Source organism: Hydrogenophaga flava NBRC 102514 (assembly GCF_001571145.1).
Classification (GTDB): Bacteria; Pseudomonadota; Gammaproteobacteria; order Burkholderiales; family Burkholderiaceae_C; genus Hydrogenophaga; species Hydrogenophaga flava.
Genome location: NZ_BCTF01000001.1, coordinates 322,894 through 336,224, shown reverse-complemented (window position 1 = coordinate 336,224; position 13,331 = coordinate 322,894). Strand labels below are relative to the sequence as shown.

General features: G+C 68.0%; 12 protein-coding genes and 1 pseudogene. 6 read left to right on the top strand and 7 right to left on the bottom strand.

What is annotated here, in order from left to right:
• Positions 1-3 precede the first annotated feature (3 nt).
• Positions 4-921: a 16S rRNA (cytidine(1402)-2'-O)-methyltransferase gene (rsmI, locus tag HFL01S_RS01590; RefSeq protein ID WP_174525216.1), complete on the bottom strand. Its 918-nt coding sequence runs from the start codon at positions 919-921 to the stop codon at positions 4-6.
• Between rsmI and HFL01S_RS01585 the strand changes: the two genes are divergently transcribed.
• Genes HFL01S_RS01585 through HFL01S_RS01575 form a run of 3 tightly spaced genes read left to right on the top strand, consistent with a single transcriptional unit; the run spans position 921 to position 2,608 of the window.
• Entirely contained in the window at positions 921-1,337 is a 417-nt protein-coding gene (locus HFL01S_RS01585; protein WP_066253658.1) for a YraN family protein, read from the top strand. The two genes, rsmI and HFL01S_RS01585, sit on opposite strands and share 1 nt — an antisense overlap.
• Positions 1,338-1,364: 27 nt before the next feature.
• Positions 1,365-1,985, top strand: a complete 621-nt coding sequence (locus HFL01S_RS01580; RefSeq protein WP_066253655.1) for an SIS domain-containing protein — start codon at positions 1,365-1,367, stop codon at positions 1,983-1,985.
• A complete protein-coding gene (locus HFL01S_RS01575; RefSeq protein WP_066253652.1) occupies positions 1,982-2,608 on the top strand; it encodes a BON domain-containing protein in 627 nt (208 codons plus the stop codon). The genes HFL01S_RS01580 and HFL01S_RS01575 overlap by 4 nt, the downstream gene beginning before the upstream one ends.
• Before the next feature lie 124 nt (positions 2,609-2,732).
• Here the strand turns inward: HFL01S_RS01575 and HFL01S_RS01570 are convergent, their stop codons facing one another.
• The 4 genes from HFL01S_RS01570 to HFL01S_RS01555 all read right to left on the bottom strand — a co-directional run bounded on the left by HFL01S_RS01570 (position 2,733) and on the right by HFL01S_RS01555 (position 6,507).
• A complete protein-coding gene (locus HFL01S_RS01570; protein WP_066253649.1) occupies positions 2,733-3,626 on the bottom strand; it encodes an NAD(P)-dependent oxidoreductase in 894 nt (297 codons plus the stop codon).
• Positions 3,627-3,635: 9 nt separating this feature from the next.
• A complete protein-coding gene (locus HFL01S_RS01565; protein WP_066253647.1) occupies positions 3,636-4,205 on the bottom strand; it encodes a chalcone isomerase family protein in 570 nt (189 codons plus the stop codon).
• Positions 4,206-4,207: 2 nt separating this feature from the next.
• Positions 4,208-5,344, bottom strand: a complete 1,137-nt coding sequence (locus HFL01S_RS01560) for a PilT/PilU family type 4a pilus ATPase (protein WP_066253645.1) — start codon at positions 5,342-5,344, stop codon at positions 4,208-4,210.
• A gap of 119 nt (positions 5,345-5,463) precedes the next feature.
• Positions 5,464-6,507 (bottom strand): type IV pilus twitching motility protein PilT, encoded by a 1,044-nt coding sequence (locus HFL01S_RS01555; protein WP_066253640.1) that lies wholly within the window; start codon positions 6,505-6,507, stop codon positions 5,464-5,466.
• A 38-nt stretch (positions 6,508-6,545) separates the two neighbouring features.
• Between HFL01S_RS01555 and HFL01S_RS01550 the strand changes: the two genes are divergently transcribed.
• On the top strand, positions 6,546-7,280 hold the full coding sequence (locus HFL01S_RS01550; RefSeq protein ID WP_066253637.1) for a YggS family pyridoxal phosphate-dependent enzyme: 735 nt from the start codon (positions 6,546-6,548) through the stop codon (positions 7,278-7,280).
• Here the strand turns inward: HFL01S_RS01550 and HFL01S_RS01545 are convergent.
• On the bottom strand, positions 7,252-7,797 hold the full coding sequence (locus HFL01S_RS01545) for a DUF3617 domain-containing protein (RefSeq protein WP_066253636.1): 546 nt from the start codon (positions 7,795-7,797) through the stop codon (positions 7,252-7,254). The two genes, HFL01S_RS01550 and HFL01S_RS01545, sit on opposite strands and share 29 nt — an antisense overlap.
• A gap of 100 nt (positions 7,798-7,897) precedes the next feature.
• A complete protein-coding gene (locus HFL01S_RS01540) occupies positions 7,898-8,371 on the bottom strand; it encodes an Lrp/AsnC ligand binding domain-containing protein (protein ID WP_066253634.1) in 474 nt (157 codons plus the stop codon).
• A 106-nt stretch (positions 8,372-8,477) separates the two neighbouring features.
• Between HFL01S_RS01540 and HFL01S_RS01535 the strand changes: the two genes are divergently transcribed.
• Entirely contained in the window at positions 8,478-11,441 is a 2,964-nt protein-coding gene (locus HFL01S_RS01535; protein ID WP_066253629.1) for an L-glutamate gamma-semialdehyde dehydrogenase, read from the top strand.
• A 53-nt stretch (positions 11,442-11,494) separates the two neighbouring features.
• A pseudogene (locus HFL01S_RS01530) lies at positions 11,495-13,318 on the top strand (carboxyl transferase domain-containing protein); the annotation flags it as partial.
• Positions 13,319-13,331 lie beyond the last annotated feature (13 nt).

Genomic DNA, 13,331 nt, shown 5'->3' with positions numbered 1-13,331 from the left:
GCTTCAGTCTTCCTGCGCGCCATGGCGCCGGGCCAGCGCGGCCTGGTACAGCGCGTTGCGCGGCGCGCCGCTGATCTCGGCGCAAAGCTTCACCGCGGTCTTGACGGGCAGTTCGGCCAGCAGCAGGTCGAGCGTGCGCAGCGTGGCCTCGTCCATGCCGTCGTCTGCGGTTCCAGCGGTGGTGGGGTGCACCAGCAGAACGAACTCGCCGCGTGTGCGGTGGGCGCCCGCCTGCAGCCAGGCCGGAAAGTCCTTGGCCGCGACCTGCGCCACTTCCTCGAACTGCTTGGTCAGCTCGCGCCCGATCGTGAGCGGCCGTTCGCCCAGTGCGGCCAGATCGCGCGCCAGGGCCTCGATGCGGTGCGGCGCCTCCAGCAGCACGCAGGCGCGCGGGTCGGCCGCGATGGCCTGCACCTCGCGCTGGCGCTCGGTGGCCTTGGGCGATAGGAAGCCTGTGAACACAAAGCCCCCGTCGTGGCCGCCGGTGCCGGCCACGCTCAGCAGCGCCGTGATGCTGCTGGCGCCCGGCAGGGGCAGGGCGCGCAGGCCGGCGGCGTGCACGGCGGCGCACAGGCGAGCGCCCGGGTCGCTCACCCCGGGCGTGCCGGCGTCGCTCACGTAGGCCACGCGCTGTCCGTCCCGCAGGCGCTGCACCACGGTCTGTGCGGCCTCCGCCTCGTTGTGTTCGTGCAGCGCCAGCAGTGGCTTGTGCAGGCCATAGCTCTGCAGCAGCGCGGCGGTGTGGCGCGTGTCCTCGCAGGCGATGCAGTCCACCAGGTCCAGCACGTGCAGCGCGCGCAGGCCGATGTCGGCGAGGTTGCCGATCGGGGTGGCGACCATGTAGAGCGCGCCCTGCGGATAATGCTGCTGCTCCGCCATGTCACGGGCGGCGGCCAGCAGGGAAGGGGAGGGTGCGGACAATGTGGGATTCCCGGAAACAGGGGGCTTCGGTCACGACCAAGCAGCGCGGCGATGCGGCCGAAGACGCCGCCCTGCGGCATCTGCAGCGGCACGGATTGCGGCTGCTGCAGCGCAATTTCCGCACGCCCGGCCGCGGCGGCGGCGAGATCGATCTGATTATGCGTGAGCCCGATGGCACGCTGGTCTTCGTCGAGGTGCGCCAGCGGGCCAGCGCCAGCCGTGGTGGGGCCGGCGCCAGCATCACCGGCATCAAGCAGCGGCGCATCGTGTTCGTCGCGCGGCACTTTCTGCTGCGACTGGGGTCGGAACCTCCATGCCGGTTCGACGTGGTCCTTATCCAGGGGACACGGGACGGTTCGGAAGCTTCGGACATCCAGTGGCTGCGCGCGGCCTTTGATGCATCCACTACCTTTTGACACGCTGCACGCCGCTATCATCGCCCCATGCTCCTGCAACGCATCCAGCAACAGTTCATCGACAGCGCCGACCTCAAATACCAGTGTGCCCAGGCGCTCGCGCCCATGGTGGAAGCCGCCACGGCGGCGGTGCTGGCCAGTGTCACCGGCGGCGGCAAGGTGCTGTCCTGCGGCAACGGGGCTTCGGCGGCGGCGGCGCAGCTGTTCGCGGCCAGCTTCGTGGGGCGCCACGAGCGCGAGCGGCCCGAGCTGGCGGCGTTCTCGCTCTCGGCCGACGCCTCGGTGCTGACCGCGCTGGCCACCGACTTTGACGTGCGCGCCGTGTTCTCGCGTCAGGTGCGTGCCCTGGGGCAGGCCGGCGACGTGCTGCTCGTGCTCTCGACCTCGGGCAACTCCCAGAACGTCATCGCGGCGGTGGAGGCTGCGCACGAGCGCGACATGATCGTGGTGGCACTCACCGGTGCGCGCGGCGGCCGGATGGCGCAGCTGCTGCGCGACACCGATGTCCACATTTGCGTGCCGCACGACGTGCCGGCACGGATTCTTGAGGTGCATCACCTGGTGCTGCACTGCATCTGCGACGGCGTGGATGCCCAACTGCTGGGCCTGCCCGAAGCTCTGTCCAATGAAACGGAGAACCCCGCATGAAGACCATTGTTTCCCATGGCCGTCTGACCCTGGCCGTCCTGAGCGTCGCTGCAGCTGCCGCAACCCTCTCGGCCTGTGCGCCGCTGGCGGTGGGCGGGGCGGCACTGACCGGCGCCATGGTGGCCGGTGACCGCCGCAGCTCGGGCTCCCAGCTGGATGACCAAGGCATCGAACTGCGGGCCGCCAACCGCCTGCGCGAGCAGATGGGGTCGCGCGCGCGCATCAGCGTCACCAGCTACAACCGCCGCGCGCTGTTGACCGGCGAGGTGGGCAGCGCCCGAGACAAGGAACTGGCCGAGTCCATCGTCAAGCAGGTGGACAACGTCGCCGTGGTCCACAACGAGCTGGATGTGGCCAACAGCCCGACCTTCACCGAAAAGGCAGAAGACACACTGCTGACCGGCAAGGTGAAGGCCGGCCTGATCGACACCAAACAGATTTCCGCCAATGCCTTCAAGGTGGTCACCGAGCGCAGCACCGTGTTCCTGATGGGGCGCGTGACGCAGCGCGAGGCCGACATCGCCACCCAGGTGGCGCGCACCACCAAGGGGGTGCAGCGCGTGGTCCGCCTGCTGGAGATCATCAGCGAGGAAGAACTGGCGCGCATCGCGCCCAAGTCCTGAAGCGCGTGGCCTCCGGCCTCATAATGCGCGGCCTCTGTTCAGCACGCGCCGTGGAACCGGCTCTGCCGGGCCACAAGGCGTGGTCCCCCTGGGGGAAGCCGCGCAGCAGCGGCGCAGGGGGGACCTATTTCAAGCGTTTGATCAGGCTGGAGGTGTCCAGCCGGTTCCCGCCCATGGCCTGCACGTCGGCGTAGAACTGGTCCACCAGGGCGGTGACGGGGAGTCGGGCGCCGTTGCGCTTGGCTTCTTCCAGCACCAGGCCGAGGTCCTTGCGCATCCAGTCCACGGCAAAACCGAAGTCGAATTTGTCGGCCACCATGGTCTTGCCGCGGTTGTCGAGCTGCCAGCTCTGGGCCGCGCCCTTGCCAATCACCTCCAGCACCTGGTTCATGTCCAGCCCGGCCTTCTGACCGAAGGCGATGGCTTCGGACAGGCCCTGCACCAGCCCGGCGATGCAGATCTGGTTGACCATCTTGGTCAGCTGGCCGGCGCCGCTCTCGCCCATCAGGGTGAAGGCACGCGAAAACGCCATCGCCACCGGCTTGACCGCTTCGAACGCGGGCGCGTCGCCGCCGCACATCACGGTCAGCGCGCCGTTCTGCGCACCCGCCTGACCGCCTGAAACAGGGGCGTCCACAAAGGACAGGCCGAGGTTTCTGGCGACACCATAGAGCTCGCGCGCGACGTCGGCCGATGCAGTGGTGTGGTCCACAAAGATGCTTCCAGGCTGCATGCCAGCGAAGGCGCCGTCGGTCCCGAGCACCACCGAACGCAGATCGTCGTCGTTGCCGACGCAGCAGAACACGATGTCGGCTCCTGTGGCCGCTTCGCGCGGGGTGGGTTTCGCCGCTCCCCCGAACTCGGCCACCCAGGCGTCTGCCTTGGCGGGTGTGCGGTTGTAGACGGTGACCTGATGGCCTGCGCGCGCCAGATGGCCCGCCATCGGGTATCCCATCACGCCCAGGCCGATGAATGCGAGATGTCGGGGTGTGGTGGTGGGAAGCTCGGAGGATGTCATATCGGATGGTCAGTCTGTCTTGCCCAGCAGGCGATCGCGAAGCTGGTGGTCGGCCGGCGAGGAGCCGACCCAGATGCGCAGCACCATGTTGAAGAACTCGGCGTCGCCCACGGGAGCGCCCTGCGGCTGGTCCTGGATGAAGAACTGTGTGCCCTTGCCGGGCACGAACTCCATCGCAAAAGTGTCTCCGGGCATCAGCTTGGGCTTGCCTGAAAAGATCTCGATCAGTCGGTTGGTCGAGACCACGTGCTTCTGCACCTGGTCTTTCGGCGAGTTGGACGACAGGCCTTTGAGGAAGGCGAGCCCGAGATCGGTGCCGGGCAGTTCGCGCAGCGCCACGAAAGACAGGCGCTTCGGTCCGGGCAGGGACAGCAGCTGTTCGGTGGTGGTGACTGGCTTGGCGGTGTAGAGCGCCATCTCGTACACCTTGAAGACCACCCGGTAGCGCACGCCCTGTCCGTTGAGCGCGAGCTCGGTGTCGGCCAGGCGGACGTTGGAGGGGAAAGCTGCCCAGGCCAACCAGGGCAGAGCGCTCAGTACCAGCGTCAGCAGCACTTTGCGTAACAGGCGGGGCCGCATGATCAGACGATGGTCAGGTGTTCGGTGCCCGCCGCCAGGTCCTGCGTCTTGGCGCGCTGGCTGTTGAGCTTGATCTGCAGGCGCAGGTCGTTGAGCGAGTCGGCGTTGCGCAGCGCATCCTCGTAGCTGATGAGGTTGGCCTCGAAGGCATCGAACAGCGCCTGGTCGAAGGTCTGCATGCCGATGTTGGTGCTCTTCTTCATGATCTCCTTGATCTCGGCGACTTCGCCCTTGAAGATGAGGTCGGCGATCAGCGGGGAGTTGAGCATGATCTCCACGGCCGCGTGGCGCCCCTTGTTGTCCTGGCGCGGCACCAGGCGCTGCGAGATCAGCGCCCGCAGGTTCAGCGACAGGTCCATCAGCAGCTGCGGACGGCGGTCTTCGGGGAAGAAGTTGATGATCCGGTCCAGGGCCTGGTTGGCGCTGTTGGCGTGCAGGGTGGCCAGACACAGGTGACCCGTCTCGGAGAACTGGATCGCGTACTCCATGGTCTCGCGGTCGCGGATCTCGCCCATCAGGATCACATCCGGCGCCTGCCGCAGCGTGTTTTTCAGCGCCACTCCCCAGTCGTCGGTGTCCAGCCCGACTTCGCGCTGCGTGATCACGCAGTTCTTGTGGGCGTGGATGAATTCCACCGGGTCCTCGATGGTGATGATGTGGCCGTGGGTGTTCTCGTTGCGCCAGTCGACCATGGCGGCCAGCGAGGTGGACTTGCCCGAGCCGGTTGCGCCGACCACGATGCACAGCCCGCGCTTGGACAGTGTGATGTCCTTGAGTACCTGGGGCAGGTTGAGCGAGTCGATGGTGGGCAGCACCGCGGGAATTGTCCGCATCACCATGCCGACCTTGCCCTGCTGGACAAAGGCGCTGACGCGGAAGCGCCCGATGGCCGGCGGCGAGATCGCGAAGTTGCACTCCTTGGTGCGCTCGAACTCGGCGGCCTGCTTGTCGTTCATGATGGCGCGGGCCAGCGCCAGGGTGTGCACGCCGTTGAGCGGCTGGGGCGAGACCTTCACCACCTTGCCATCGACCTTGATGGCGGGCGGAAAGTCGGCCGTGATGAACAGGTCGCTGCCGCCGCGGCTGAGCATCAGCTTGAGCAGGTCGTTGATGAATTTCGATGCCTGATCGCGTTCCATTGAGTTGAGTCCTTTAGATCAGCGGCAGGGACGGCCGCAGCGCAGGGCCGCCCTAAGCAAGTCCAGCCCCCTCGGGGGGCAGCGACCCGCACAGCGGTGAAGCGTGGGGGCAGACATGTCTAGCCGGGGAAGTTCTCGGGGATTTTTGCCTTGCTGCGCGCCTCGGCCGGGCTGATGACGTTGCGCTTGACCAAGTCGGCCAGGTTCTGGTCGAGCGTCTGCATGCCGACGTTCTGGCCGGTCTGGATGGCCGAGTACATCTGGGCCACCTTGGCTTCGCGGATCAGGTTGCGGATGGCGCTGGTGCCAATCATGATTTCGTGCGCCGCCACACGACCGCTGCCGTCCTTCACCTTGCACAGCGTCTGGGAGATCACGGCCACCAGCGATTCCGACAGCATGGCGCGGACCATGTCTTTTTCTTCGGCCGGGAACACGTCGATGATGCGGTCGATGGTCTTGGCCGCGCTGGAGGTGTGCAGCGTGCCAAACACCAGGTGGCCGGTTTCGGCAGCCGTCATGGCCAGGCGGATGGTTTCCAGGTCGCGCATTTCACCCACCAGGATCGCGTCCGGGTCCTCCCGCAGGGCCGAGCGCAGCGCGTTGGAGAAGGAGAGGGTGTGCGGGCCAACCTCGCGCTGGTTGATCAGGCACTTCTTGGACTCGTGCACGAACTCCACCGGGTCTTCCACAGTCAGGATGTGGCCGTACTCGGTTTCGTTGAGGTGGTTGACCATGCCGGCGAGGGTGGTCGATTTGCCCGAGCCGGTCGGGCCGGTGACCAGCACCAGACCCCTGGGGCGCAGCGCCAGGTCCGCGAAGATCTTGGGCGCGTTGAGCTGTTCCAGCGTGAGGATCTTGCTCGGAATCGTCCGGAACACCGCGCCCGCGCCGCGGTTGTGGTTGAAGGCGTTCACGCGAAAGCGGGCCAGGCCCTCGATCTCGAACGAGAAGTCGCATTCCAGGAACTCCTCGTACTGCTTGCGCTGTGAGTCGTTCATGATGTCGTACACCATGCTGTGCACCATCTTGTGGTCCAGCGGCTCGACGTTGATGCGCCTGACATCGCCATGCACCCGTATCATGGGTGGCAGCCCGGCCGAGAGGTGAAGGTCGGAGGCTTTGTTCTTGACGCTGAAGGCGAGCAGTTGGGTGATGTCCATCCCGTGGTCCCGTGCAGTGTTGGTGTAACAGACTGATTATGACGACGATTGAAGGCAATCTCCAACAAGTGCGGGAGCGGCTCGCCAGGGCCTGCGAGGCGGCTGGCCGCGATGTGAACACCGTCACATTGCTGGCGGTTTCAAAGACTTTTGGACCGGAGCATGTGGTGGCCGCGGTGGCGGCCGGACAACGCGCCTTTGGCGAAAACTACATCCAGGAAGGGGTCGAGAAGGTGCTGGCCGTGCAGGCTCTGCTCCCCTCGGTCGATCTGGAGTGGCACTGCATCGGCCCGGTGCAGAGCAACAAGACGCGGCTGGTGGCCACGCACTTCGACTGGGTGCATTCGGTGGACCGACTCAAGATCGCGCAGCGCCTGTCCGAACAGCGACCCGAAGACCGCGCGCCCCTGCAGGTGTGCCTGCAGGTGAATGTCGACGGGGGTTCGAACAAGTCGGGTGTGGCGCCGGACGACCTGTCTGTTCTGGCCCACGCCGTGGCGGCGTTGCCCCGCCTGCGTCTGCGGGGGCTGATGTGCATCCCCGAGCCGAGCGAGGATGTGGCGGTGCAGCGCGAGGCGTTCCGGCGGGTGCATGAATTGCAGCAGTCGCTGATGGATCAGGGGCTGGCGCTCAACGTCCTGTCCATGGGCATGAGCGACGACCTGGAGCCGGCGGTGGCCGAGGGCGCCACGCTGGTGCGCGTCGGCCGGGCCATCTTCGGTCACCGGCCGCGCAAGGAGCCGGTCACTGCTTCGGCGGCTGGATCGGCTTGATGTTGCCGCAGTCGGCCGAGAGCCACTTGCCCTGACCTTCCATGGTCATGGTCTCGGGCTTGCCGTTGCGGACGGTCTGCATGACCATCTTGGTGGCGAAGGCCTTGTCGCCGCTGAAGGTGTAGGTGCCTTCGCCGGTGGTCGGCGGGTTCTTGCAGGCGAACTTCGACTTCAGGGTGTTGCCCGTGCGCGAAGTGATCGTGGAGGTGCAGTCGCCTTCGGTCTGGCTGGGCAGCTCCGACCGCGCAGCCATTTCGGGGGTGATGCAGACCTTGACGGTCACCGCGCCGCCGGCACCGACGCTCATGCCGTTCTGGCCCATCATGGCTTCCATCTGCTTGCGCTGCGCGGGCGGCATGGCGGCCAGCTGCTTCTGCATCTCGGCCATGGCCTTGTCCAGCTCCGGGTTGCCTCCCATCTTGTTCTGGATGGCCCAGAGGCCCGGCGCGGTGGTCTGGGCAAAGGCGCTGGCGGAACACAGCAGGAGGAAGGTCAGCAGTCGGGACGGGGCGCGCATGAAGAACTCCGGTGGATGAACGATCTTTCTATTGTGCGTCCGCGGGCCCTCGGTCCGAACCCCCGGTTGGGGGCCGTTGCCCTTCTGCGTCATCGCCATTTCACAGCGGCAGGCGGCTGCTGTTCTTCACCTCTTCCATCACCGCGTAGGTGCGCGTCTCGCGCACGCCCGGCAGCTGCCAGAGCACGCTGCCGGCGAAGTCGCGGAAGGCGGCCATGTCGGCCATGCGGGTCTTGATCAGGTAGTCGAAGCCGCCGGCCACCATGTGGCACTCCAGGATCTCGTCGCGCACCTGCACCGCGGCCTTGAATTCGTTGAACACGTTGGGCGTGGTGCGGTCCAGCAGCACCTCCACAAAGACCAGCATGCCGCGCCCGAGCTTGAGCGGGTTCAGCCGCGCCTCGTAGGCCAGGATGTAGCCGTCGCGCTGCAGCCGCTGGGTGCGTGCCAGCACGGCGGTGGGCGAGAGGGCGACCGCCTCGGCCAGTTTCAGATTGGATATGCGCCCGTCGGCTTGCAGGACGTTCAGGATGCGCAGGTCGATGCGATCCAAGTCGGGGGTGTTTTCGCTCATGGGTAGTGAATTATCCGGTTTAAATCAAAAAATCAGCGAAAAATTCATCGTCTGCTTCTTCAGACTTCGGGCATTCACCAACTTGTCCTGTTTCAGGAGATCCGCCATGCCCCGCAGCACCGACCGCCTGCCCTTCCCCTACCGGCCCGAGGCCGAGACCGTGGCCCAGCGTCTGGCCGCGCTGCACGGCGCGCTGGACTGGGCTGCCGCGGCTCACGTGGCCGCGCCCTGGGTGCGCGCTGTGCGCGAGAACCCGCCGCCGTTCTGGGCCATGGAAAGCCTGCTCAAGGAGTACCCGATCTCCAGCGCCGAGGGCCTGGCCCTGATGCGCCTGGCCGAGGCCCTTCTGCGCGTGCCCGATGCCGAGACCGCCATCGCCCTGACCGCAGACCAGCTGGGCCGCGCAGACTTCGACGGCGCCGCCGACTCGACGCTGGCGCGCCTGTCGTCCACCGCGATCGCCATGTCCAAGCACTTCCTGCCGGAATCCGGCCACGAGCCGGGCCTGATGGCCAAGCTGGGCGCACGCACCGTGGTGGCGGCCACGCTGCGCGCGGTGCAGCTGCTGGGCCGCCAGTTCGTGCTGGGCCAGACGATTGGCGAAGGCATGAAGGAAGCGACGGCCGCGCGCAAGAAGCAGCCGAACCTCCAGTTCAGCTACGACATGCTGGGCGAAGGTGCCCGCACCCAGGCCGACGCACAGCGTTACCAGGCCAGCTATCAGAACGCCATCGCCGCCATCGCCCAGGGCGCCGACCCGGCGCGCCACCCGGCACGGAATGACGGCATCTCGATCAAGCTCAGCGCCCTGCACCCGCGCTACGAAGATGCGCAGCACGAGCGCGTGATGAACGAGCTGGTGCCGCGCGTGTGGACGCTGTGCCGCGCGGCGGCGGCGGCCAACCTCAACCTGACCATCGACGCCGAAGAGGTGGACCGGCTCGAACTCTCGCTGGACGTGTTCGAGGCGCTGGCCGCGCTGGTGGCCGAACATTGCCCGCAGTGGCAGGGTCTGGGCCTGGCCATGCAGGCTTACCAGACCCGCGCAGTCGAGCTGATCGCGCACATCGCGGCGCTGGCACGTCAGTACCGCATCAAGTTCATGTGCCGCCTGGTCAAAGGCGCGTACTGGGACGCGGAGATCAAGCGTGCGCAGGAACAGGGCCTGCCCGCCTACCCGGTGTTCACCCACAAGCACCACACCGACGTGAGCTACCTGGCCTGCGCCAAGGCGCTGCTGGACGCACCCGACGCGATCTTTCCGCAGTTCGCCACGCACAACGCGGGCACCATCGCGGCCATCTTGCAGATGGGCGCGCGCCAGGCTGTGCCGTTTGAACTTCAAAGACTGCACGGCATGGGCGAGGGCATCTACCGCGAGGTGCTGAAGAACCCGCTGGTGAGCTGCCGCGTCTACGCCCCGGTGGGCGCGCACCGCGACCTGCTGGCTTACCTGGTGCGCCGCCTGCTGGAGAACGGCGCCAACTCCTCCTTCGTGCACCAGCTGGCCGATGAGTCGGTGGGCATGGACGAGCTGCTGATTTCGCCGCTGCGGCTGGAGCCGATGGCCTCGCTGCCGATGCCGATGGACCTGTATGGCGCCGCACGCGCCAACAGCAGCGGCCGCGACCTGACCGTGATCGCCCAGCGCGACGAGCTGCTGGCGGCGCACGCGGCCTGTGCCGTGCCGGTGGTGGCGGAGGCCCGTGCCGGTGATGCCACCGAGGCAGTGGCCCGTGCCGTCGCCGCCTTCCACCAATGGAACCACACACCGGTGGCGCAACGTGCGGCCGTGCTGCGCGTCGCCGCCGACGCACTGGACGCCGCGCTGCCGCGCTTCTGCGCCCTGCTGGTGAAAGAGGCGCACAAGACCTGGGGCGACGCCGTGTCCGAGGTGCGCGAGGCGGTGGACTTCCTGCGCTACTACGCCAACGAGGCCGAGCGCGTGCAGGCGCCGCAGACCCTGCCCGGCCCCACGGGCGAGAGCAACACGCTGCGGCTGGAAGGCCGCGGCGCCTGGGTCTGCATCAGCCCCTGGAACTTCCCGCTGGCCATCTTCATGGGCCAGGTCGCGGCCGCGCTGGCCACCGGCAACACGGTGCTGGCCAAGCCCGCCGAGCAGACCCCGGCGGCCGCGCTGGAAGCCGTGAAGTTGCTGCACGCCGCCGGCATCCCGGCCGACGCGCTGCAGCTGTTGCACGGTACCGGCGAGACGGTGGGTGCGGCCCTGGTGGCGGCGCCCGGCGTGGCCGGCGTGGTGTTCACCGGCTCGACCCAGGTGGCCAAGATCATCCAGCGCGCGCTGGCCGCCAAGGACGGCCCCATCGTTCCGCTGATCGCCGAAACCGGCGGCATCAACGCCATGCTGGTGGACAGCACGGCCCTGCCCGAACAGGTGGCCGACGCGGTGGTGCAAAGCGCCTTCCGCAGCGCGGGCCAGCGCTGCTCGGCTCTGCGGCTGCTGTGCGTGCACGAGGCGATTGCCGACGGCGTGATCGAGATGATCCAGGGAGCCGCGAAAGAGCTGGTGGCGGGCGATCCGGCGCAGCTGGCGACTGACCTCGGCCCGGTGATCGACGCCGAGGCGTTTGACAACATCCAGCGCCATGTCGCGCGCCTGCGCGGCAGTGCCAAGCCCTTGCTGCCGGATGCGCCGGCGAAACCAGCGATGCCCAACCTGATCGCGCCACAGATGTTCGAGGTGAAGGCCATCGCCGAGGTGACGCAGGAGATCTTCGGCCCGGTGCTGCAGGTGGTGCGCTGGGGTGGGGAGCCCATGGACGTGATCCGTCAGATCAACGCCCTGGGCTATGGGCTGACGCTGGGCATCCAGACCCGCATCGACAGCCGCGCGCAGGCGCTGGCCGCGGCGGCTCGGGTGGGCAACGTCTACGTCAACCGCAACATGATCGGCGCCGTGGTGGGCGTGCAGCCCTTCGGCGGCGAAGGCCTGAGCGGCACCGGCCCCAAGGCCGGCGGCCCGAACTACCTGCTGCGCTTCTGCGCCGAACAGACCCTGACCATCAACACCACCGCCGCAGGCGGCAATGTGGCGCTGTTCGCGGGCTGAGCGCCATGTCGCGCGCTTGACCGGGGGCGGCGGGTGCCGGCGGAACAATCCCGCCCATGAAACCCTTTTGCGCTCCGCTGCAGTCCCAGGTCGTCGAGATTTGCGTGTCGGTGGGCGACGCGGTGCGGGCCGGCGACGCCCTGGTCATCGTCGAGGCCATGAAAATGGAGCACGAGCTGCGTGCCGTGGCCGCAGGGCAGGTTGCCGAGGTGTTCTGCGCCGTGGGCGATGTGGTGCACGAGGGGGACGCCTTGCTGGTCCTCGGGCCTGCGGCATCTGACCCGATCCCACAGCCCGCCGCACCGGAGGCCGTGGCTGCCAGCGCCACCGGGCGGGCCGATCTGGCCCGACTGCGCGATCGCGAACGCTTTCTGCTCGACACCTCCCGACCGGAGGCGGTGGCCAAACGCCATGCGCTGGGGCTGCGCACGACGCGCGAGAACATCGCGGACCTGTGCGACGAGAGCTCGTTCATCGAGTACGGCGCACTGGCCGTGGCGGCGCAGCGCAGCCGCCGCAGCGCCGAGGACCTGATCGCGAACACGCCCGCCGACGGCATGGTGACCGGCATCGGCTCGGTCAATGGCGCCGAGTTTGGCGCGGAGCGTTCGCGCACCGTGGTAATGGCCTATGACGCGACCGTGCTGGCCGGCACGCAAGGCATGCGCAACCACGCCAAGACCGACCGCCTGCTGGGCGTTGCCCTGGCGCAGAAGCTGCCCGTGGTGCTGTTCGCCGAGGGTGGGGGTGGGCGCCCGGGCGACACCGACATGCCGATCGTCGCCGGGCTGCACGTCGGCACCTTCGCCGCGTTCGCGAAGCTGTCCGGCCAGGTGCCGGTGGTCGGCATCGCGGCCGGACGCTGCTTCGCCGGCAACGCGGCCCTGCTGGGTTGCAGCGACGTGGTCATCGCCACCCGCGGTAGCAACATCGGCATGGGCGGCCCGGCGATGGTCGAAGGCGGTGGTCTCGGCGTGTTCCGGCCCGAGGAGATCGGGCCTTCGGACGTGCAGCACACCAACGGCGTGATCGACATCCTGGTGGACGACGAGGCCGGGGCGGTCGCGGCCGCGAAGCATTACCTGTCGTTCTTCCAGGGCTGCACGACCGGCTGGACGGCTCCCGATCCGCAGGCCTTGCGCGACGTGGTGCCCGAGAACCGGGTGCGCGCCTACGACAGCCGGGCCGCGATGGCGGGGCTGGTCGATGTGGGCAGCCTGCTGCCGTTGCGCACCGGCTTTGGCGCTGGCATCCACTCGGCGCTGGGCCGCATCGAAGGCCGTCCGGTGGGCCTGATGGCCAACAACCCGCTGCACCAGGGCGGCGCCATCGACGCTGACGCGGCCGACAAGGCTGCCCGCTTCATGCAGCTGTGCGATGCGCACGGCCTGCCCATCGTCAGCCTGGTGGACACGCCAGGCTTCATGGTCGGTCCGGCCACCGAGGCCACAGCCCAGGTGCGGCACGTCAGCCGCCTGTTCGTGCGCGCGGCCCACCTGCGCGTGCCGGTGTTCGCGGTGGTGATGCGCAAGGGCTATGGACTGGGGGCGATGGGCATGACGGCCGGCGGCTTTCATGCGCCGGTCTTCACGGTCGCCTGGCCGTCGGCCGAGTTCGGCGCCATGGGGCTGGAGGGCGCGGTGCGGCTGGGTTACCGCAAGGAGCTGAAGGCGGTGCCCGAGGGACCGCAGCGCGAGGCCCTGTTCCAGTCGCTGCTGGCGCAGATGGTGGCGCGCGGGGCGGCGACCGAGATGGCCAGCACGCTGGAGATTGATGCGGTGATCGACCCGGCCGACACACGGGCCTGGCTGGTCCGGGGGCTGGCCGGCTCAAAGGTGGCCGCACCGCCCACACGTGGCGGCATCGACACCTGGTAGCTGCGCGCCGCGG

Bases quoted from the DNA above. Each gene is read 5' to 3' on its own strand.
- HFL01S_RS01555 (WP_066253640.1), bottom strand. From the start codon at position 6,507: ATGGACATCACCCAACTGCTCGCCTTCAGCGTCAAGAACAAAGCCTCC.
- HFL01S_RS01535 (WP_066253629.1), top strand. From the start codon at position 8,478: ATGCCCCGCAGCACCGACCGCCTGCCCTTCCCCTACCGGCCCGAGGCC.
- HFL01S_RS01565 (WP_066253647.1), bottom strand. From the start codon at position 4,205: ATGCGGCCCCGCCTGTTACGCAAAGTGCTGCTGACGCTGGTACTGAGC.
- HFL01S_RS01585 (WP_066253658.1), top strand. From the start codon at position 921: ATGTGGGATTCCCGGAAACAGGGGGCTTCGGTCACGACCAAGCAGCGC.
- HFL01S_RS01575 (WP_066253652.1), top strand. From the start codon at position 1,982: ATGAAGACCATTGTTTCCCATGGCCGTCTGACCCTGGCCGTCCTGAGC.
- HFL01S_RS01580 (WP_066253655.1), top strand. From the start codon at position 1,365: ATGCTCCTGCAACGCATCCAGCAACAGTTCATCGACAGCGCCGACCTC.
- HFL01S_RS01540 (WP_066253634.1), bottom strand. From the start codon at position 8,371: ATGAGCGAAAACACCCCCGACTTGGATCGCATCGACCTGCGCATCCTG.
- HFL01S_RS01570 (WP_066253649.1), bottom strand. From the start codon at position 3,626: ATGACATCCTCCGAGCTTCCCACCACCACACCCCGACATCTCGCATTC.
- HFL01S_RS01545 (WP_066253636.1), bottom strand. From the start codon at position 7,797: ATGCGCGCCCCGTCCCGACTGCTGACCTTCCTCCTGCTGTGTTCCGCC.
- HFL01S_RS01550 (WP_066253637.1), top strand. From the start codon at position 6,546: ATGACGACGATTGAAGGCAATCTCCAACAAGTGCGGGAGCGGCTCGCC.
- HFL01S_RS01560 (WP_066253645.1), bottom strand. From the start codon at position 5,344: ATGGAACGCGATCAGGCATCGAAATTCATCAACGACCTGCTCAAGCTG.